The organism is Komagataeibacter rhaeticus (assembly GCF_011611525.1).
GTDB lineage: Bacteria > Pseudomonadota > Alphaproteobacteria > Acetobacterales > Acetobacteraceae > Komagataeibacter > Komagataeibacter rhaeticus.
Genome location: NZ_CP050139.1, coordinates 1,379,620 through 1,397,428 on the forward strand (window position 1 = coordinate 1,379,620; position 17,809 = coordinate 1,397,428).

A 17,809-nucleotide genomic window follows, 5' to 3' on the forward strand; every position below is an offset into this window, starting at 1 on the left:
GCCCGGGCTATTTCAACTTTTTGCCAAACAGTTCAAGGCGTGTCGTGACAAGGTCGAAACCCATGCGGCTGGCGATCTGCCGCAGCATGACCTCCAGCACTTCATCCTCGAATTCAATGACGGACCCCGTCTTGGCGTCAATCAGGTGATAGTGATTGCCGTGGTCCGTTTTTTCATATCGTGCCCGGTTGCCACCAAAATCGCGCCGCAACAGGATGCCCTTTTCTTCAAACAGGCGGACGGTACGGTAGACGGTGGCGATGGAGATGCGCGGATCAATGGCCAGGGCACGACGGTAGAGTTCTTCCACATCCGGGTGATCATCGGATTCCGACAGGACATGGGCAATAACGCGACGCTGGTCAGTCAGTTTCAGCCCCTTGTCACGGCATAGATCTGCAATGGGTGATGGGGGAATATCATCTTGTGGCATGGTATGCTCTGACTGGAACCGGGGCAGGACTGGATATGATTCTGCATGTAAGCAACCATGCAGCGGCATCAATTACAATTGCTTATATCTGTATTGGTAAAATACGGGAATGTTCCGCAGCCGGTCCGGTCCCCGGCTGCCAGGTGGCAGGTACTATGTACCTGCCGGGCGCAACCGCCTTATTCCTGATCGGGGGCAGGGGCGGAGTTGAGCTGGATGTAACGCTCGATACCGACCTGGCGGATCAGGTCGAACTGGCGGTCAAGGAAGTCCTCGTGCTCTTCCTCGTTCACCAGGATCTTGAGCAGCAGGTCACGCGATACGAAATCGCGCACGCTTTCGCAATAGGCGATGCCTTCACGCAGGTCACCGATGGCCTTTTCTTCCAGCTTCAGGTCGCATTTAAGGATTTCCTCCACGTCCTGTCCCACCAGGATCTGGTTGTAGCGCTGCACGTTGGGCAGGCCACCCAGGTACAGGATACGCTCGATCAGCCAGTCGGCGTGGCGCATTTCCTCGATGGATTCCTCGTATTCCTTCTTGCCCAGCAGGGTCACGCCCCAGTGGCGCAGGGTGCGGGCATGCAGGTAATACTGGTTGATGGCTGTCAGTTCATTGGTCAGCTGAGTGTTCAGGAACTCGATGACCTTGGGGTCCTTGACTGGCATGGTGCTGTTCTTTTCATTTCGGTAAATGAGAATCGTTCATGACATATATCGCAAACGGCCTTCATTATCAAACAAAAAAACATTATATATCAACGCATTAATAATGATAATTATCATTCGCAAATAGAGGGAGCTATTAATTGGCCACCCCTTGTTATCAAACGGTTTTCATCGGCCAGGCGCCCTGTCCCGCCGGTCGTCCAGACTGGTGGCCGCATTGCCGGGGCTGCTTTCGTTTTGCATCCGGTCCATGCCTGTGCAACGTTCCCGATCCGCCCGGGGGTGGTTGCCCCCCGTCGTTCATACGCGGCATGGTAGCGGCCTGCTGACCCATCAGGCCATGCGTGCCCCGCGTGCCTTTACACGCAAGCCACAGGACTAAAGGCCCATGCTTTCCACCATCATTGCCGCGATGCTGCCGCTTGTTGTGGTTTTTGTTCTGGGCTACGCGGCGGGATGGCGGCGGGATTTCAATGGTGAGCAGGTCGGCATCCTTAACCGGATGGTCATGCTGTATGCTTTTCCGCTCAGCCTGTTTGTGGGAATTGCCCGCATGCCGCGCACCATCCTGGCGGGCCAGTTGCCGCTGGCGGCATCGGTGTTTGGAATCATGTGCGTAAGCTTCGGGGTGTCCTATATCCTGTCACGCCATGTTTTCCATCGTGATGCGGGCGTGGCCACCCTGCAGGGACTGGCCATGGGCGCACCGTCCGTGCCGTTCATCGGGTCTGCCATGCTGCCGGTGCTGATCGGGCCGAGTACGACGGCCGTTGTCATTTCCGCCTCCGTCTTCGCCATGGTGCTTGTGCAGACCCCGGTCTGCATGGTCATGCTGGCCAGGCATGCTACCATGGACAGGGCGGACCCCCGCCTGCATCTGGGGCACCAGATCCTTGTCTCGCTGCGGGAACCGATTGTCTGGGCCCCGATCCTGGCCACGCTTCTGGTTGCCTGCGACATCCGCTTTCCCGTGGCCGTGCTGGATGCGTTTGCCCTGCTGGGCGGTACGGCCGCGGGGGTTGCCCTGTTTGCTTCGGGTATCGTGCTGTTCCTGCAGCGGGTTTCCATTACCCTGCCGGTTCTGGTTACGGTTGCGGTCCGCAATGTCGTGGTACCCGGATTGTCGTGGCTTGGACTGGGCATGACAGGTCTCCCGCATGAGGTCGTGCGCGCGGCGGTGCTGGCGCTGTCCATTCCGGTCGGGACGGTTGTTGTCATCCTTGCGGTCCGGTTCGGGACGGATGAGCAGGAAGCCGCCTCCACCCTGTTCCTGAGTGCCGTTGTATCGGTGCTGACCATGGCGTTCTTTATTGCCATTACAGGCTGAGTGCATGGAATGGATTCATGATTTAAAGTATTAATGGAAGTATCATAGTTATTTATAAAACTTGATCTTTATTTGTTAAATTCATCAAATATTCATATTATTAAGGGGAATGCGCCAGTATATCTTTCGGGACCTATGATCGGATAGGTATCTGGATTGGGAATGCTGCCATGAAAAAGGATTGCAAACACACGCCGCCCGCCATTGAGGAAGAATGGCGGCCTGCCGTTGTCCTGGTCTGGAAGGATACACGGGGCCGGACGGGATGCAGGCCCGCCCTGCCGGAAGTTGATCCGTCCGCCGATGATGACGTGTACATCCAGGATGAATTCTGATCGCCTGAACATTGATGGAGACGTACCCCGCCATGACCGAAGTCCCTGGCAGTACCAGAGAGATGTGGGAAAGAAACCGCCTGCGCGAAGACGTGCTGGATGATATTGACGAAGAAATCGAACTGGAACTGGATGACAGCCGCCTGGGGGCGGACAAGGACCGTGGCACCCCTGATTCCCGCCGTACCTACTTTCGTGAACTGTTGCGGCTGCAGGGTGAACTGGTCAAGCTGCAGGACTGGATCAAGGATACCGGGCACCGGCTGGTCGTGATCTGTGAAGGGCGGGATGCCGCAGGCAAGGGGGGCGTGATCAAGCGCATTACCCAGCGCCTCAATCCGCGCATATGCCGCGTGGCGGCTCTGCCGGCCCCCAATGACCGGGAGCGCACGCAGTGGTATTTCCAGCGTTATGTCAGTCATCTGCCTGCAGCGGGGGAAATCGTGCTGTTTGACCGCAGCTGGTATAATCGTGCCGGGGTGGAACGGGTCATGAATTTCTGTACGGATGCGGAATACGAGGAATTCTTCCGCTCCGTTCCCGAATTCGAGCGCATGCTTGTGCGCAGTGGCATACAGATCATCAAATACTGGTTTTCCATTTCCGATGATGAGCAGGAAATGCGTTTCCGTGCCCGGATGGAAGATCCGCTGAAGCAGTGGAAGCTCAGCCCCATGGATCTGGAAAGCCGCAGGCGTTGGGAATCCTATACGCTGGCCAAGGAAATCATGCTGGAACGTTCCAATATCAATGAAGCACCCTGGTGGATCGTACCGGCGGACGACAAGAAAAAGGCACGGCTGAACTGTATAAGCCATCTGCTTTCGCAGGTGCCTTATCAGGAAATCCAGAAGCCGGAAGTCAGGCTGCCCGAGCGGGTCTTCAGCCCCGATTATCTGCGCCAGCCGGTGCCAGACAGCATGATCGTGCCCCAGCAATACTAGGCCAGTACTAGGCCGTTTTTATCAGATACGGCGCTGAGCACCCCTATTACCGACCGGAAAGGCAAAGCCTTTCCGGTTTTTTTGTAAGATATCGAGATATCTGAATTTTCAGGGGGGGTATTTAAAAAAGCTTCAGGTGAAGATTTTTTAAAACTATTAAATTAACAATGACTTCTTTGAAAAATTTTATTTCATAATAACGAAAGTAATTTTTGTCAGTTTTTTGTGAATTATTGATCTGATCAGGTTTATCCTGTAGGAATATGGATATCAAAAAAGCCAGGCAGGTACATGGTACCTGCCCGACCCTCTGGTGCCATGGGCCTCAGCTGTTCAGGATATAGAACAGGGCGGCGGCAAGTGTAATGGTAACCGGCAGGGTGCAGATCCATGCCAGCGCAATCCTGACCAGCATGCCACGGTTGATACCCGAACCCGATCCCAGCATGGTGCCCGCAATACCGGCGGTAATGATGTGCGTCGTGCTGACCGGCAGCCCGGTATAGCCCGCCGTGGCAATCAGGCCCGCGCCAACCAGTTCGGCCGATGCGCCCTGCGCGGGGGTCAGGTGGGTATTGCCAATCTTCTCGCCCAGCGTATGGACAATCCGCCTGTAGCCAATCATGGTGCCAATGCCCAGGCACAGCGCGCTGAGCAGGCGCACCCACCACGGCGCATATTCCACCACGGGACGGATCTGGTTGCTCAGGTTCCTGGCGGTTGCCCGGTCATGGGCGGAGGCCCCCGTATTGGCGGCAACCGCCTTCAGTCCCGCCACGACTTCATAGATGTCGGCGCGCAGGGCCGATGCGACAACCGTGTCCGGGCTGGTCTGGGTCAGGCGGGTGACCGAGGCAATGGCTTCATCACGCAGGCCATCATGGTCGTACTGCGTGATCAGCGGGGCGGCGATGGTGGCGTTCTGTGCGATATGGGTAATCTGGGTCGCGCTGTCGGGCGCCAGTGCAAAGGTGGCGGGCAGGATGCCGATAATGGTCAGCATGATCAGGCCGATGCTTTTCTGCCCGTCATTGCTGCCGTGCGAAAAACTGACGCCGGTGCAGGTCAGGATCAGCAGGCCGCGTATCCAGCCATGGGTCGGCTTGTCACCCTGTGGCGGCTGGTAGAGTTCCGGGTCCTTTACCAGGTGTCTGACCACGAAATACAGCCCGCCCGCCCCGATCAGGCCCAGAAGGGGGGAGATGGCCAGCGCGCGCAGGATCTTCCAGATCTGTGACCAGTCAACGCTGTTGCCCAGGCTGCGGGTATGCAGAAGCGCATCGCCAATGGCAATTCCGATCAGGGCGCCAATCACGCAGTGCGAACTGGAATTGGGAATGCCGAACCACCATGTGAACAGGTTCCACGCCAGCGCTGTGCCGAACAGGGAAATCAGCATGGGCACGGCGGGGTCGCCATTGGGGGGAGAGAGCACATCGGCAGGCAGCAGTTCAACCAGCCCGTAGGCCACGCTGATGCCGCCGAGGATGACGCCCACGAAATTCATGAACCCCGACCAGATGACGGCCGTGCGTGGTTTGAGTGAATTGGTATAGATGACGGTTGCCACCGCATTGGCGGTATCATGAAAACCGTTTACAAATTCAAATACACACACAAGCGCAAAGCATATGACCAGCGCGATTATGGAGAAGGTGGAATAGGGTGCAAAATGAAGCATGAAACAATACACCGATGAGTTATTGTTATGCTCACTTTAAATGATTTTTATTATTAATATAAGTTACCGGATTTTTGTTTAAGTGTCTGACCGAAAATGAGTTGAGTGATTTCAGTGGATTATGATTCATGGGTTTGCGATAACCTGATGAGATCAAGATGGCCTGGACTGAAATCACCCGCGCGCAGTATCGCCGGGACGACCTGGAGTATGCAAGCGACCTTCGCGATGCGGAGTGGGCGCTGATTGCGCCTTTGATGCCCGAGAAGAAACGACTGGGGAGACCACGACGTACGGATTTATGCCGGCGAGAAGTTGCGTGGTGCGCTGGCTGAACTCGGCCGATGGACGATCGAGATCGTCAAGCGTAGCGATCGGGCCGAAGGCTTCGTCGTCCTGCCCAAACGCTGGATCGTGGAGCGCAGCTTTGCATGGCTCGGACGCTGCCGTCGCCTCACGAAGGATGTCGAGGCAACAATCTCTTCATCCCACGCGTGGTTGATGATTGCCCATATCCGCAGAGTTCTGCGAAAAATCAATCAAACCGCTTTCTGATTCAGGCTCTAATATAATATTCATAAATTCTGAAAATACCTGTATCCTGCTTTTGATGGCATGGACTGAAACGGCCTGCGGTCAAGCACCGTACGGGACGAGACAGGGAATGCCGCCCCTTTTAGGAAAGGGGAATGGTATTCAGATGGTTTTATTTCATATCAACAGGAAATTTCAAATATCCGGTCATGTAAGGCAATCCGTTCAGGCACGGCATCGGGTGATATCCAGCGCGCGCGGTGCCCTGTAATGCCCCATGCGGTAGCGGGCGCGTGCCCTGGATACGGCGGCTTCAAATGTTGGCAGCGTATCGCCATCCATCTGGGTTACACGTTCATGCATGGCGCGGAACCTGTAGGGTTCAAGCGGACCATCGTGTAAAATGACGCCAACAAAGACGCCATCCACTTCGATTACACTGGATTCAAACATAAGGCTGCTTCCTGCCATGTTACCATGAAGGGCGGACACCGTCCGGGCCACTCCCGATGCGGGTGCTATGCAGCAGGGACCAGCAGTCATGCAATAGAAAATAGATGAAGTTTATATGACATGACAAGAACAGATTCGTGTCATGCACGGCAGAACACAGGTGCTTCATAAAAACTTCATATAAAATACTGGAAGTAATTATTGCCATGTCTCAGCCGTGCGGCCTAATCCTGCGGCTGTGTCATACATGTCAGGAATTGCATGATGGAACTTCCATCTTCCCTTGCGGCCCATGACGGGGCCGTATCGGACAAGAATACGCGCGGGCAGTGGGGCGATGCCCTGTTTGGCATGGTTGCCCGCCTGGCCGGATGGTCCCTTCTTGCGGTCATGGCCGGAATCATTCTTGTTCTGGTCTGGGGCGGGCGCCAGGCATTCCTTGCTTTCGGTCCAGCTTTCCTGACCAGTACCGCATGGAACCCCATTTCCCATCATTTTGGCGCGGCAACCTCCATTTTCGGCACGCTGGTCACCACGGCGGTCGCGCTTGTCTTTGCCGTGCCGTTTGCCTTTGGTGTCGCCTTCTGGCTGGTGGAAATGGCGCCCCCCGCCCTGGCGCGGTTCATTGAAACGGCGGTGCAGCTCCTTGCGGCCGTGCCCTCCATCATTTTTGGCATGCGGGGGTTCTTCATCGTGGTGCCCTTCATGGCCCATCATGTGGAACCGGCAGCCACGCATTACCTGGGCCATGTGCCCGGCATCGGCCTGCTGTTCCGCGGCGCGCCCTATGGTACCGGCCTGCTGACGGGGGGCATCATCCTGGCCATCATGGTTACACCCTTCATCTGTTCGGTCATGACCGATGTGTTCGTCTCCATTCCCGCTGTGCTGAAGGAAAGCGCCTTCGGGCTGGGCGCCACGCGGTGGGAGGTCATGCGCCAGGTGGTCCTGCCGTGGTCACGGCAGGCGGTCATGGGCGGCATCATGCTGGGCACCGGCCGCGCACTGGGGGAAACCATGGCCGTCACCTTCGTCATCGGCAACAGCAACCGGCTGGGGTGGTCGCTGTTTGCGCCGGGCAACACCATTGCCTCGCTCATCGCCCTGGAATTTCCCGAAAGTGCGGCAGGCAGTCTCAAGCTGTCGGCCCTGCTGGCACTGGGCGCGATCCTGATGGTCATCTCGTTCGTCACCCTGGCCTGCTCGCGCATTTTCCTGCAACGCGGCGCGGTGAATTAAGGAATTACGCTCATGTCGGTCCAGAAAACGCTGCCCGAGGCAGGCAGGGGATGGCAACGTGGCGGTGCCCAGGCCATGCGGCGCAGGCTGGTGGAACGGCTTGTCAGCATGCTGTGCAATATTGCAACGGTCATCGTGCTGTTCGTGCTGTTTTCCATCCTGTGGACGCTGGTCACGCGGGGGGCCGCCGGGCTTTCGCTCAATACGTTCCTGCACAGTACCGGGGCGCCCGGCAGTGGTGGCGGCCTGGCCAATGCCATTGCCGGCAGCTGCGAGCAGACGGGCCTTGCGGCCCTGATCGGCACGCCGGTTGGCATGATGACGGGCATCTACCTGTCCGAATTCGGGCAGGACGGGCGCGTTGTCCAGCTTGTCCGCTTTGTGTCGGACATGCTGCTGTCCGTGCCGTCCATTCTGGTTGGCCTGTTCATCTACCTGATCGTGGTGGAACCGGCGGGGCATTTTTCAGGCATGGCGGGCACGCTGTCGCTGGCCGTGCTGTTCATCCCGATCGTGGTGCGCACGACCGAAGACATGCTGCGGCTTGTCCCCCGCGCCATGCGTGAGGCCGCCTATGCCCTGGGGGCACCGGGGTGGCGGGTGATCCTGGGCGTATGCCTGCGTGCGGCGCGCGGGGGCATCATGACCGGCATCCTGCTGGCCCTTGCGCGGATATCGGGTGAGACGGCGCCGCTGCTCTTCACATCGCTTGGCAATCTCAACTGGTCCACCAGCCTTGGCGCGCCAATGGCAAGCCTGCCGGTCACGATCTACCAGTATGCCGGTTCGGCCTATGACGACTGGGTGCAGATGGCATGGACGGGCGCGCTGCTTATTACCGTTGCGGTTCTTGCAACAAACATCCTGGCCCGCTGGTGGCTTACGCGTAACGGATCCGCACAATAATGAACAAGATCATCATGGATAACAGCATGGGCCAGAATACGGCGGTGCCGGCACTCGCCATACGCGATCTTGATTTCTGGTATGGTGAAAATCATGCCCTGAAATCGATCTCGCTGGATTTCCCGACCCGTCAGGTCACGGGCATGATCGGGCCATCGGGCTGCGGCAAGTCCACGCTGCTGCGCTGTCTCAACCGGATGTATGACCTCTATCCCGGCCAGCGCGCAACGGGGGAGGTTGTGTTCGACGGGCGCAACATCCTCGCACCGGGGCTGGATGTGAACGTGCTGCGTTCACGCATCGGCATGGTGTTCCAGAAACCCACGCCATTCCCCATGTCCATCTATGACAATATCGCCTTTGGCGTGCGGCTGCACGAACGCCTGCCGCGTGCGGACATGGACCAGCGCGTGGAAAGCGTGCTGCGGCGCGTGGCCCTGTGGCCGGAAGTCAAGGACAGGCTCAATGCCTCCGCTGCCGCCCTGTCGGGCGGGCAGCAGCAGCGCCTGTGCATTGCCCGCACCATCGCCACCCGCCCCGAGATCATCCTGCTGGACGAGCCGACCAGTGCGCTGGACCCGATCTCCACCGCCCGGATCGAGGAACTGCTGGATGAGCTGAAGCAGGAATTCTCGATTGCGATCGTGACCCATAACCTGCAGCAGGCGGCACGGTGTGCCGACCGGGTCGCCTTTTTCTACATGGGCGAACTGGTGGAGGTGGATACGGCCGACAGGATGTTCACCGCCCCCCATGCCAAGCGTACCCAGGATTACATTACCGGCCGCTTCGGCTGAGCGCGAAAGTCCAGACAATGCCCCATGAATCGGTCCATACGGTCCAGAGTTACGAACAGGAGCTTGAACAGCTGCGCTCGTTCATCAACAGGATGGGGGGCGTGGTGGAACGCCAGGTCGCGCAGGCCATCACCGCCGTGGTCGAACATGACGAGGCCGCGGCGCGCGACGCCCCCGAGATGGACCCCTATGTCGACGAACTGGAACGCGAGACCGAGGCGCTGGTCATCCGCCTGCTGGCCCTGCGTGCCCCCATGGCGGGCGACCTGCGTGAAGTGGTGGTCGCACTGAAGATATCGGGGGATCTGGAACGCATTGGCGACTGCGCCGCCAGTATCGCGCGGCGCGCCATGCGCAACGAACTGCTGTCATGCCCCATCTCGCTGACGGGGCTGCGCAGCATGGGCAGGCTGGTGCAGGAAAACCTGCGCCGCACCATTGATGCCATGGACCAGCGCGACCCGGAACTGGCGCGCATTGTCTGGCAGTCGGACACGGCGGTGGATGAGCTGTATGTCTCCATGTTCCGGGAACTGGTGACATACATGATGGAGGACCCGCGCAATATCGGTCCCTGCACCCATCTGCTGTTCATCGCCAAGAACCTTGAACGGATCGGGGATCACGCCACCAATATTTCAGAACGGGTCTATTACGCCGTTACCGGCAATACGCTGCCCATCGTACGGCCGCGTGGCGGCACCTTTGATTGACCGGCATCGCTTCGGGGTGGCCGGATATGTGGATTGACGGACTTTCCCCTGCTGATTGACGCAGGGCGCAAGACGGGGGGCGTGCCGCCTTTGCGCGGTACGCCCCCCTGTGTGGCGTAAAAAGCGATAAAAATTTCCGGGTAACGCCTTTTTTCAACAGGGCGGCACCCCCGGAATTTCCTGAAGCAGGCATCTGGATGCGGGCGCGGGTCATGCGCGGCCGTCATGGGTATCATTGATTCGGTGCGGAGATGGCCATCGTGCCTCATGTGTTGTTACAATGCGGGCAGACCTGTTTTCTGCCCGGACCCCATCATGAACGAATGTGCACCTTCTTCCGCCTCCCGCCTGTCCGCAGCCCTTGCCGCCATCCGCGCTGGCGGCCTGTCGGCACAGGTCAGCACCGCCCCATCCGTGCTGGAAACCCACAGCCATGGTGAGGCGATGGAGGCGGCCTGTCTGCCCGGTGCGGTGGTTTTTGTGGAAAGCACGGACCATGTCGCAACCGTCCTGCGCGCCTGCCACGCCAACCGGGTGCCGGTGGTGGCGTTTGGTGCGGGCACATCGGTCGAAGGGCATGTAACCCCACCCGACCATGCCATAAGTCTGGACCTGTCGGCCATGACCGCCATTGTGGAAGTCAATGCGGAAGACCTGGACTGCCGCGTGCAGGCGGGGCTGACCCGGCAGGCGCTCAATGCCCGCATCCGCGACACGGGGCTGTTCTTCCCGGTTGATCCGGGTGGGGAGGCAACGCTTGGCGGCATGTGCGCCACCCGTGCATCCGGCACGGCCGCCGTGCGCTACGGCACCATGAAGGAAAACGTGCTGGGCCTGACGGTGGTGCTGGCCACGGGCGAGGTCATCCGCACGGGCGGCCGCGTGCGCAAATCCGCCACCGGGTATGACCTGACATCGCTGTTCATCGGTTCGGAAGGCACGCTGGGCATCATAACCGAGGTGCAGCTGCGCCTGCATGGCCGGCCCGAATGCCTGAGTGCGGCCATATGCCAGTTTCCCACCCTGGATGACGCGGTGCGGACGGCGATGGAAATTATCCAGTGCGGCATTCCCATAAGCCGTGTCGAACTGCTGGACAGCGTGCAGATGGCGGCATCCATCCGGTATTCCGGCCTGACGGGGTATGAACCGCTGACCACCCTGTTTTTCGAATTCGCCGGTGGCCCGGCCGCCGTGCAGGAACAGGTCGCCGCGACCGAGGCGATTGCCCTGTCCAATAACGGACAGGCCTTTGCCTGGGCCGACACGGCGGAAGAGCGCACGCGGTTGTGGAAAGCCCGGCATGATGCCTTCTGGGCGGCCAAGGCCATTGAACCCGGCGCGCGTGTGATCTCGACGGACTGTATCGTGCCGATTTCGCGCCTGGGGGAACTGATTGCGGGGGTAAGGCAGGACATCGCGGCTTCCGGCCTGCGCGTGCCGCTGCTGGGGCATGTGGGGGACGGGAATTTCCATGCGCTGATCATTATCGAAAATACCCGGCAGGGGTATGACCGCGCGTGGGATCTGGACCGCCGGATCGTGGCGCGGGCACTGGCGCTGGGCGGTTCGTGCAGCGGGGAGCACGGCGTGGGCATGGGCAAGCTGGAATTCCTGGAGACCGAGCATGGCGAGGGCACGCTGGCCGTCATGCGCGCGCTTAAAAATACCATGGACCCGCGCAACATCCTCAATCCCGGCAAACTGCTGCCTCCGGGCCGTCTCTATCAGGGGTGACCCGCAGCCCCGCCGGTACGGGTGCATGGGGGAACCTGCCGGTGAATACGGTCTTGGCGTACGGCGTCAGTGCGTTATCGTGTGCGCTTTCGTTCCCCTGCCAGAACAGGAATCGCCATGACAGAAGCCCCCCAACGCCAGTCCGACACGCCGGTCGAGCGGCTGATCCTTGATCGCTGGTCCCCGCGCGCCTTCACGCCCGCACCGATAGAGGAAGCGGAACTGCTGGCGTTCCTTGATGCCGGGCGCTGGGCGCCGTCGGCCTATAATTCCCAGCCGTGGCGCTTCATCTATGCCCGGCGCGGCACGGCGGACTGGGAGCGTTTCCTGTCGTGGCTGATACCCTTCAACCATGGCTGGGCGCAGAATGCATCGGCCATCGTGTATGTGGTCTCCCATACCGTCATGGGCAGTGACAAGGCCGAGCCGGCCCCCGCACCGACCCATGCCTTTGATGCGGGTGCCGCGGCCGTGCTGGTGCAGCTGCAACTGAGCAGGGCGGGATGGGCCGCGCATCCCGTCAGCGGCTTTGACCATGACCTGGCACGCGCCGGTCTGGAACTGCCCGATGATTACGCGCTGAACGCCGCCATCGTCATTGGCCGGCAGGGAGATGTGGAAAGCCTGCCGGAATACCTGCGCGGGCGGGAGGTCCCTTCCTCACGCAGGCCGCTGGCGGAAGTGGCGTTCGAAGGCCGTTTTCCCGTAGCAGAGGATGAGGACGCGACCTAACCCCGCGCGGGCAGGAGGGAGGGCGGCAGGTCACGTCTGGCCAGCATGCTGCACAGCCGGTGGACGACGTTCTCCCATTCTCCCGCCCGGATCTGGCGGATGATGCGCAGGCCGGGATACCACGGGCTGTCGGTGCGGCCCGAACGCCAGCGCCAGCAGTTGTCAAACCGGTCCAGCAGCAGGACCGGGCAGCCCATGGCCCCGGCCAGGTGCGCGACCGACGTGTCGACCGAGACAACCACGTCCAGGCCCGCAATCAGGGCCGCCGTGTCGTCCATGTCGCGCACGCTTTCCATCGGGTCATACAGGCGCATGCCTGCGGGCACGTCGCGCAACTGCTCGGTGTAGGTGCCCATCTGCAGGCTGACCAGACTTATGCCCGCAATGCCCGCCAGCGGCGCCAGCCTGCGCAGCGGGAGGGAGCGGCGGCGGTCCATGGCAAAGGCGGCCGGTGCATCGGGCCTGCTCGCCCCCCCCCATACCAGCCCCACGCGCAGGTCCGTGCCCATGGGCAGGAAGGGCGCCCACTGGCGCACCAGCGCCGGGTCGGCGCGCAGGTAGGGCACGGGCTGGCCGTCGTGCCCCTGCGTGCGGTGCAGGACATGCGGCAGGCTGAGAAAGGGGCAGTGCCAGTCATGGGGCGGGGGGGCCTGACGCTCGTCCACCACGCGGCGGATGCCGGGCATGCGGCGGATCAGGCCATGCAGCGTATCGGGCGCCTGCACGCTCACGCGCGCGCCCATGCCGGCCAGCACCGGCACGAAGCGCAGCATCATCAGCATGTCACCCAGGCCCCCTTCGCGGGTAATCAGGATGGTCCTGCCGCGCAGGTCCGCATCGGGCGCCAGCACGGGCAGCATCTGCGCTTCGGGCAGGCGCTGCCGGCCGGGCAGGCGTCTGCGCCATTCATATTCGGCCCAGCCTTCCGCCATGCGCCCGGTCTTGAGCAGGGTCAGGGCGTGGTTCAGCCGCAGGCGCGCATCCTCCGGCCGGAGTGACAGCGCATGGCCATGGGCCTGAAGCGCTTCCTCGTTATGGTTCCATGCCCCCAGCAGGTGGGCCAGGTTGGCGTGGGTCATGGCGCTGTCGGGGTGATGTTGCAGGATATAGCGCAGCAGGTCGCGCCCGGCCGCGAATTCCCCCTGTTCCATAAGGCACACGGCCATGAGGTTGCCGGTACTCAGCTGCGCGGGTGACAGGGCCAGCCCGTCGGCCAGCACGGCCTGGGCTTCCGCCGTGCGGCCGCGCTGCAGCAGCAGTTCGCCCAGCATGTCATGGGTGCGGATGTCCTGCCCCGCGCGCTGGCGGATGGCGCGCAGGACCGCTTCGGCCTCGTCTACCCGGTCATGGGGCAGCAGCAGGTCCAGCATGTCCTGTGCGGGATGGCGCGCGCCGGGATTGGCCGCGGCCTGGCGGCACAGCAGGCGGGCGGCTTCCTGCACGCGGTTGCAGCCCGCATGCGCGTGCGCCAGCAGGATTTCCGCCCGTGGCGAGGCCGGGCAGTTTTCCAGCATGGCACGGGCATGGGCGAAGCGGCCCAGACGCAGCAGCTGAAGGGCCTGCGCAAGGACGGGGTTGAGCGTGGCGGGGGGCATGGACATGGGGCGGGGATCAGTTCAGGACGGGGGGAAGCAGCTTGCCGGGATTGAGGATATCCAGCGGGTCGGGTGCCCGCTTGATCGCGCCCGTCACATCCAGCGCCGGCGTGCCGTGTGCGGCCTGCATGAACGCCACCTTGCCGCTGCCGATGCCGTGCTCGCTGCTGCATGACCCGCCCGGCGCCTGCGCGCGGCGCACGCTCTGCCGGGTCACGCCCGCTTCCACCCGGCAGTCAAGGTCATCGGCATTGACCTGAAGGATGCAGGTCATGTGCGAGAGGTTGATGCTGATGGCACCCGGTGGCGGCGTGAAGTGGCCTTCCAGCGACGTGCCGGCCCCGAACGGCACCACCGGCACGCGACGGGCATGGCACCGGGCCAGGATGGCCGACACTTCCTGTGTGGTGTGGGTGAACGGCATCGCTCCGGGCAGGCTGGCGCGCATCCACCCTTCGCCATGGCCATGCCGCGCACGGATGGACTCGTCAAGGCTGATCCGATCTTCCCCCGGCATGGGGGTAAGGGCCGCAAGGACCTGCTGCAGCGCGGTGGGAGCCATGAGCGTGTTTTCTTCTGCCGGACTGGATGGTAACGGGGTGGGCAGTTTAGCGGCCATGGCTGCAACGTCTAGGGTACGGTCATGCCAAAATACCGTTCCAGCAATGCCACGTTGCGCAGGTCGGCTTTAAAGGCGGTATCAAACACATCGCCCACGACCGGAACAAGGTCGGCTGCGGTTTCCACCAGCACATTGGCCATCATGCGCGACAGGACCGCGCGGCTGGCCCCCAGTCGCCAGCCTTTCCATATGATGTAGAGCGAGGGGACGAGCATGACCGCCGTGCCGCCCACGGGCAGCAGGCCGACCAGTGTATCCAGCCCCCAGCGTGCCCTGGTGCCGGGAATGCGGAAGGCAGCGTCAAGCAGGGTGGCCAGCCTGCGCAGGCGCGCCATTTCCTGCCGTATGTCGGCAGGCATGGCGGCGGAAGGTGCGAGCGTGTTCATGGACGGGGATATGGGGATGGCGCGGGGGCGTTGCAATCGGCCCCCGCGCTGTCGCCCGGTGTCAGTTTTCCCCGGCCGCCGGGGTTTCGCGGTCGAGATGACCCAGGTCGCGCTCTGGCGCGATCACGTCACGCACGCGCTGCTTGAGCGCCTTGGGGCCGGGAAAGCCGCCATCACGCTTTCGCTCCCATACCAGTTCGCTATCCACCGTGATTTCGAAGCGGCCGCCACTGGCGGGAATAAGGGTTACGCTGCCCAGGTCTTCCCCAAATGTGGAAAGCAGTTCCTGCGCCATCCACCCCGCCCGCAGCAGCCAGTTGCAGCGCGTGCAGTACAGGATGGAAACATGCGGGCGGGTAAGGGAAGTAGTATCGGTCATGGTTGTGGTTCTTGCTGTGCTGTCAGGCCGGTGCCTGTCCGGCGTTCCCTATTGTGGCGAGGATGGGCGGCCGGGGGCAAGGGGTCAGACGGCCTGTGCGCGTGTTTCCCGCGCCCACAGGCGAAGGGCGGCGCAGGTCTGGATGAATTCTGCCGCATCCTTTGGCTTTTCCAGCGCGATGACCCCTTCGTCGCGGGCCTTGGGGTGGAGTCCGGCCGCCGCCAGCAGCAGTTCGGCGGCATCGTTATGGGCGATGAACTTGGCGTGGGCATAGGCATCGGCAATGAAGTCGCGCATCGTGGCTTCATGGCGCAGCAGGTTGGCGCCTTCCACCGTGGGCAGCAGGGCCACCGCGTCATACAGCACGGAGGGGCCGCCATTGATCTTCTGCTGTGCCACCAGTTCGTTGCCCGCGCTGTCATGCAGCCCGGCCACGGTGGGGGCGATCAGTTCGGTCGTGGCCCCCACGGCTTCCGCCGCCTTGCGCAGGGCCGCAAGCAGCGTGGCATCCACCCCGTCGGTTACGATAATGCCCAGCCTGCGGCCTTCGAAACTGTCAGGGCCGTTCTTGAGTATGCTGAGTGCGGCGGAGGGGCCAAGCCCCGTCAGTACCGGCCGGGCCGCGGCTGCGGGCTGGGGCAGGGGGGAAAGGCCCAGCCCCCTGGCCACCCCTTCGGCCAGCCCCGGGTCCACATGCAGCAGGTGGCTGACCATGCGCGCGCGGATGGCAGGGGTTTCCACCTTGCTCAGTTCAAACACGAAGGCATCGCGCATATGGGCCTGTTCCACCGGCGTCTGGCTGATGAAGAACTGGCGGGCCTGGCTGTAATGGTCGGCAAAGGATTCGGAACGCTGGCGCAGCTTGGGGCCGGATTGTTCCTGGGCGAAGGAACGGTAGCCATCCGTGCTCTCACGCGGGCCACCTGCGGGCTGGGACCATGAATTGGGTTCGTAATTGGCCCGGCCCCTGGGGTTGTGCATGGCCATGTGGCCATCCTGCTGGAAGTTGTGGAACGGGCATTTGGGCGCGTTTATGGGGATATGGGTGAAGTTCGGGCCGCCCAGCCGCTCGGTCTGGGTATCCAGGTACGAGAAGTTGCGCCCCTGCAGCAGCGGGTCATTGGTAAAGTCGATGCCGGGGATGATGTTCTGGGTGCAGAAGGCGACCTGCTCCGTCTCGGCAAAGAAATTGTCGGGCATGCGGTCCAGTACCAGCCGGCCCACCCGGCGCACGGGCACCAGTTCCTCGGGGATGAGCTTGGTGGGGTCGAGGATGTCAAAGGCAAAGCCATCGGCAAACTCGTCATCGAACAGCTGCACGCCCAGGTCCCATTCGGGAAAATTGCCGCTGGTGATGGCCTGCCACAGGTCACGGCGATGGAAATCGGGGTCCGCGCCGTTGATCTTCAGCGCTTCGTTCCATACTACCGATTGCAGGCCCAGCCTTGGTTTCCAGTGGAATTTCACGTAAGTCGAGCGCCCTTCGGCATTGATCAGGCGGAAGGTATGCACGCCAAAGCCTTCCATGAAGCGGAAGGAGCGGGGAATGGCGCGGTCCGACATGGCCCAGCAGACCATGTGCGTGGCTTCGGGCGAGAGGGAGACAAAATCCCAGAAATTGTCATGCGCGGTCTGGGCCTGCGGGAAGTCGCGGTCCGGCGCCTGCTTGGCGGCATGCACGAAATCGGGGAATTTGATGGCATCCTGTATGAAGAATACCGGGATGTTGTTGCCCACCAGGTCCCAGTTGCCCTGCTGTGTATAAAGCTTGACGGCGAAGCCCCGCACATCGCGCACCATGTCGGCCGAACCCTTGTTGCCCGCCACGGTGGAAAACCGCACGAAGGCGGGCGTGCGTTCGCCCACCCTGCCGAAGATATCGGCCCTGCACACGTCGGCCAGGCTGTCGGTCAGTTCGAAATAGCCGTGCGCGCCATAGCCACGGGCATGGACCACGCGCTCGGGGATGCGTTCATGGTCGAAGTGGAAGATCTTCTCGCGGAAGTGGAAGTCCTCCAGCAGCGCCGGGCCGCCCGGCCCTACGCGGAGGGTGTTCTGGTCATCCGATATGGCCAGCCCCTGCTGGGTGGTCATGACCGGGGTCTCGCCACCCGCGGTCTGGTGGGTTTCGCCGCCCTTGCCCGTATGCGTCGCCGGAGATCGGGAAGGGTGTGCTGTCTTTGTCATGGGGCGCTCGCATGTCCATGCCGGTTGTCTGGAAAACCGGGAGTTGAGGGGATGCGCCTGTCAAACGGGCCGGGCCGGGCATGGTTTCATGCCTTCACCCCGGCCGGTGCGCAGGGGGCGTGACACGGTGGTTGCCAAGCG

18 protein-coding genes and 1 pseudogene are annotated in these 17,809 nt (G+C 61.6%); 10 read left to right on the forward strand and 9 right to left on the reverse strand.

Translation table 11 applies throughout. The features are described from left to right. Positions 1–7 precede the first annotated feature (7 nt). Together GWK63_RS06265 and bfr are read right to left on the reverse strand one after the other, a co-directional pair. On the reverse strand, positions 8–433 hold the full coding sequence (locus GWK63_RS06265; protein ID WP_034932618.1) for a Fur family transcriptional regulator: 426 nt from the start codon (positions 431–433) through the stop codon (positions 8–10). Between the two features lie 179 nt (positions 434–612). Further along, entirely contained in the window at positions 613–1,101 is a 489-nt protein-coding gene (gene bfr, locus GWK63_RS06270; protein WP_007398136.1) for a bacterioferritin, read from the reverse strand. Positions 1,102–1,489: 388 nt separating this feature from the next. On the opposite strand from bfr, the gene GWK63_RS06275 reads away from it, so the two are divergent. The 3 genes from GWK63_RS06275 (at position 1,490) to ppk2 (ending at position 3,707) form a co-directional block, all read left to right on the forward strand. Continuing rightward, on the forward strand, positions 1,490–2,428 hold the full coding sequence (locus tag GWK63_RS06275) for an AEC family transporter (RefSeq protein WP_034932616.1): 939 nt from the start codon (positions 1,490–1,492) through the stop codon (positions 2,426–2,428). A 170-nt stretch (positions 2,429–2,598) separates the two neighbouring features. Further along, positions 2,599–2,763 carry a hypothetical protein gene (locus tag GWK63_RS06280; protein WP_007398141.1) on the forward strand — a complete coding sequence of 55 codons (165 nt, stop codon included), beginning with the start codon at positions 2,599–2,601 and terminating at the stop codon, positions 2,761–2,763. 32 nt (positions 2,764–2,795) lie between these two features. Then, positions 2,796–3,707 carry a polyphosphate kinase 2 gene (gene ppk2 / locus GWK63_RS06285; protein WP_039998819.1) on the forward strand — a complete coding sequence of 304 codons (912 nt, stop codon included), beginning with the start codon at positions 2,796–2,798 and terminating at the stop codon, positions 3,705–3,707. Positions 3,708–4,032: 325 nt separating this feature from the next. Here the strand turns inward: ppk2 and GWK63_RS06290 are convergent, their stop codons facing one another. Continuing rightward, entirely contained in the window at positions 4,033–5,388 is a 1,356-nt protein-coding gene (locus GWK63_RS06290; protein WP_039998744.1) for an inorganic phosphate transporter, read from the reverse strand. Between the two features lie 158 nt (positions 5,389–5,546). Between GWK63_RS06290 and GWK63_RS06295 the strand changes: the two are divergent. Beyond that, a pseudogene (locus GWK63_RS06295) lies at positions 5,547–5,943 on the forward strand (transposase). A 204-nt stretch (positions 5,944–6,147) separates the two neighbouring features. Here the strand turns inward: GWK63_RS06295 and GWK63_RS06300 are convergent. Continuing rightward, positions 6,148–6,375: a hypothetical protein gene (locus tag GWK63_RS06300; protein ID WP_039998745.1), complete on the reverse strand. Its 228-nt coding sequence runs from the start codon at positions 6,373–6,375 to the stop codon at positions 6,148–6,150. Positions 6,376–6,636: 261 nt separating this feature from the next. On the opposite strand from GWK63_RS06300, the gene pstC reads away from it, so the two are divergent. The 6 genes from pstC to GWK63_RS06330 all read left to right on the forward strand — a co-directional run bounded on the left by pstC (position 6,637) and on the right by GWK63_RS06330 (position 12,499). Further along, the gene (gene pstC / locus GWK63_RS06305; RefSeq protein WP_166498138.1) at positions 6,637–7,614 is read left to right on the forward strand and encodes a phosphate ABC transporter permease subunit PstC; all 978 of its coding nucleotides are present in this window, start codon (positions 6,637–6,639) and stop codon (positions 7,612–7,614) included. 12 nt (positions 7,615–7,626) lie between these two features. Then, positions 7,627–8,520 carry a phosphate ABC transporter permease PstA gene (pstA, locus tag GWK63_RS06310; RefSeq protein ID WP_007398148.1) on the forward strand — a complete coding sequence of 298 codons (894 nt, stop codon included), beginning with the start codon at positions 7,627–7,629 and terminating at the stop codon, positions 8,518–8,520. Continuing rightward, on the forward strand, positions 8,520–9,317 hold the full coding sequence (pstB, locus tag GWK63_RS06315) for a phosphate ABC transporter ATP-binding protein PstB (RefSeq protein WP_007398149.1): 798 nt from the start codon (positions 8,520–8,522) through the stop codon (positions 9,315–9,317). The genes pstA and pstB overlap by 1 nt, the downstream gene beginning before the upstream one ends. Positions 9,318–9,334: 17 nt before the next feature. Beyond that, entirely contained in the window at positions 9,335–10,030 is a 696-nt protein-coding gene (gene phoU, locus GWK63_RS06320; RefSeq protein ID WP_007398150.1) for a phosphate signaling complex protein PhoU, read from the forward strand. Positions 10,031–10,345: 315 nt separating this feature from the next. Continuing rightward, a complete protein-coding gene (locus tag GWK63_RS06325) occupies positions 10,346–11,767 on the forward strand; it encodes an FAD-binding oxidoreductase (RefSeq protein ID WP_034926386.1) in 1,422 nt (473 codons plus the stop codon). 117 nt (positions 11,768–11,884) lie between these two features. Continuing rightward, entirely contained in the window at positions 11,885–12,499 is a 615-nt protein-coding gene (locus GWK63_RS06330; protein ID WP_007398152.1) for a nitroreductase family protein, read from the forward strand. On the opposite strand, the gene GWK63_RS06335 is transcribed toward GWK63_RS06330, so the two are convergent. The 5 genes from GWK63_RS06335 to GWK63_RS06355 form a co-directional block, all read right to left on the reverse strand. Next, positions 12,496–14,100, reverse strand: a complete 1,605-nt coding sequence (locus tag GWK63_RS06335; RefSeq protein ID WP_007398153.1) for a tetratricopeptide repeat protein — start codon at positions 14,098–14,100, stop codon at positions 12,496–12,498. The genes GWK63_RS06330 and GWK63_RS06335 overlap by 4 nt on opposite strands. Positions 14,101–14,110: 10 nt before the next feature. Further along, positions 14,111–14,656 (reverse strand): FAD-binding oxidoreductase, encoded by a 546-nt coding sequence (locus GWK63_RS06340; protein ID WP_007398154.1) that lies wholly within the window; start codon positions 14,654–14,656, stop codon positions 14,111–14,113. Between the two features lie 68 nt (positions 14,657–14,724). Continuing rightward, positions 14,725–15,102, reverse strand: a complete 378-nt coding sequence (locus tag GWK63_RS06345) for a DUF4112 domain-containing protein (RefSeq protein ID WP_050800629.1) — start codon at positions 15,100–15,102, stop codon at positions 14,725–14,727. A 61-nt stretch (positions 15,103–15,163) separates the two neighbouring features. Next, positions 15,164–15,481 (reverse strand): SelT/SelW/SelH family protein, encoded by a 318-nt coding sequence (locus tag GWK63_RS06350; protein WP_007398156.1) that lies wholly within the window; start codon positions 15,479–15,481, stop codon positions 15,164–15,166. A gap of 84 nt (positions 15,482–15,565) precedes the next feature. Further along, positions 15,566–17,668 carry a catalase gene (locus GWK63_RS06355; RefSeq protein ID WP_007398157.1) on the reverse strand — a complete coding sequence of 701 codons (2,103 nt, stop codon included), beginning with the start codon at positions 17,666–17,668 and terminating at the stop codon, positions 15,566–15,568. Positions 17,669–17,809: the final 141 nt, after the last annotated feature.

What these genes read in the sequence shown, in the direction of transcription:
- GWK63_RS06280 (WP_007398141.1), top strand. Translation starts at nt 2,599, where the DNA reads ATGAAAAAGGATTGCAAACACACGCCGCCCGCCATTGAGGAAGAATGG.
- GWK63_RS06275 (WP_034932616.1), top strand. Translation starts at nt 1,490, where the DNA reads ATGCTTTCCACCATCATTGCCGCGATGCTGCCGCTTGTTGTGGTTTTT.
- GWK63_RS06300 (WP_039998745.1), bottom strand. Translation starts at nt 6,375, where the DNA reads ATGTTTGAATCCAGTGTAATCGAAGTGGATGGCGTCTTTGTTGGCGTC.
- pstC (WP_166498138.1), top strand. Translation starts at nt 6,637, where the DNA reads ATGATGGAACTTCCATCTTCCCTTGCGGCCCATGACGGGGCCGTATCG.
- GWK63_RS06290 (WP_039998744.1), bottom strand. Translation starts at nt 5,388, where the DNA reads ATGCTTCATTTTGCACCCTATTCCACCTTCTCCATAATCGCGCTGGTC.
- GWK63_RS06355 (WP_007398157.1), bottom strand. Translation starts at nt 17,668, where the DNA reads ATGACAAAGACAGCACACCCTTCCCGATCTCCGGCGACGCATACGGGC.
- ppk2 (WP_039998819.1), top strand. Translation starts at nt 2,796, where the DNA reads ATGACCGAAGTCCCTGGCAGTACCAGAGAGATGTGGGAAAGAAACCGC.
- pstA (WP_007398148.1), top strand. Translation starts at nt 7,627, where the DNA reads ATGTCGGTCCAGAAAACGCTGCCCGAGGCAGGCAGGGGATGGCAACGT.
- GWK63_RS06345 (WP_050800629.1), bottom strand. Translation starts at nt 15,102, where the DNA reads ATGAACACGCTCGCACCTTCCGCCGCCATGCCTGCCGACATACGGCAG.
- phoU (WP_007398150.1), top strand. Translation starts at nt 9,335, where the DNA reads ATGCCCCATGAATCGGTCCATACGGTCCAGAGTTACGAACAGGAGCTT.
- GWK63_RS06350 (WP_007398156.1), bottom strand. Translation starts at nt 15,481, where the DNA reads ATGACCGATACTACTTCCCTTACCCGCCCGCATGTTTCCATCCTGTAC.
- pstB (WP_007398149.1), top strand. Translation starts at nt 8,520, where the DNA reads ATGAACAAGATCATCATGGATAACAGCATGGGCCAGAATACGGCGGTG.
- GWK63_RS06265 (WP_034932618.1), bottom strand. Translation starts at nt 433, where the DNA reads ATGCCACAAGATGATATTCCCCCATCACCCATTGCAGATCTATGCCGT.
- bfr (WP_007398136.1), bottom strand. Translation starts at nt 1,101, where the DNA reads ATGCCAGTCAAGGACCCCAAGGTCATCGAGTTCCTGAACACTCAGCTG.
- GWK63_RS06330 (WP_007398152.1), top strand. Translation starts at nt 11,885, where the DNA reads ATGACAGAAGCCCCCCAACGCCAGTCCGACACGCCGGTCGAGCGGCTG.
- GWK63_RS06325 (WP_034926386.1), top strand. Translation starts at nt 10,346, where the DNA reads ATGAACGAATGTGCACCTTCTTCCGCCTCCCGCCTGTCCGCAGCCCTT.
- GWK63_RS06340 (WP_007398154.1), bottom strand. Translation starts at nt 14,656, where the DNA reads ATGGCTCCCACCGCGCTGCAGCAGGTCCTTGCGGCCCTTACCCCCATG.
- GWK63_RS06335 (WP_007398153.1), bottom strand. Translation starts at nt 14,100, where the DNA reads ATGTCCATGCCCCCCGCCACGCTCAACCCCGTCCTTGCGCAGGCCCTT.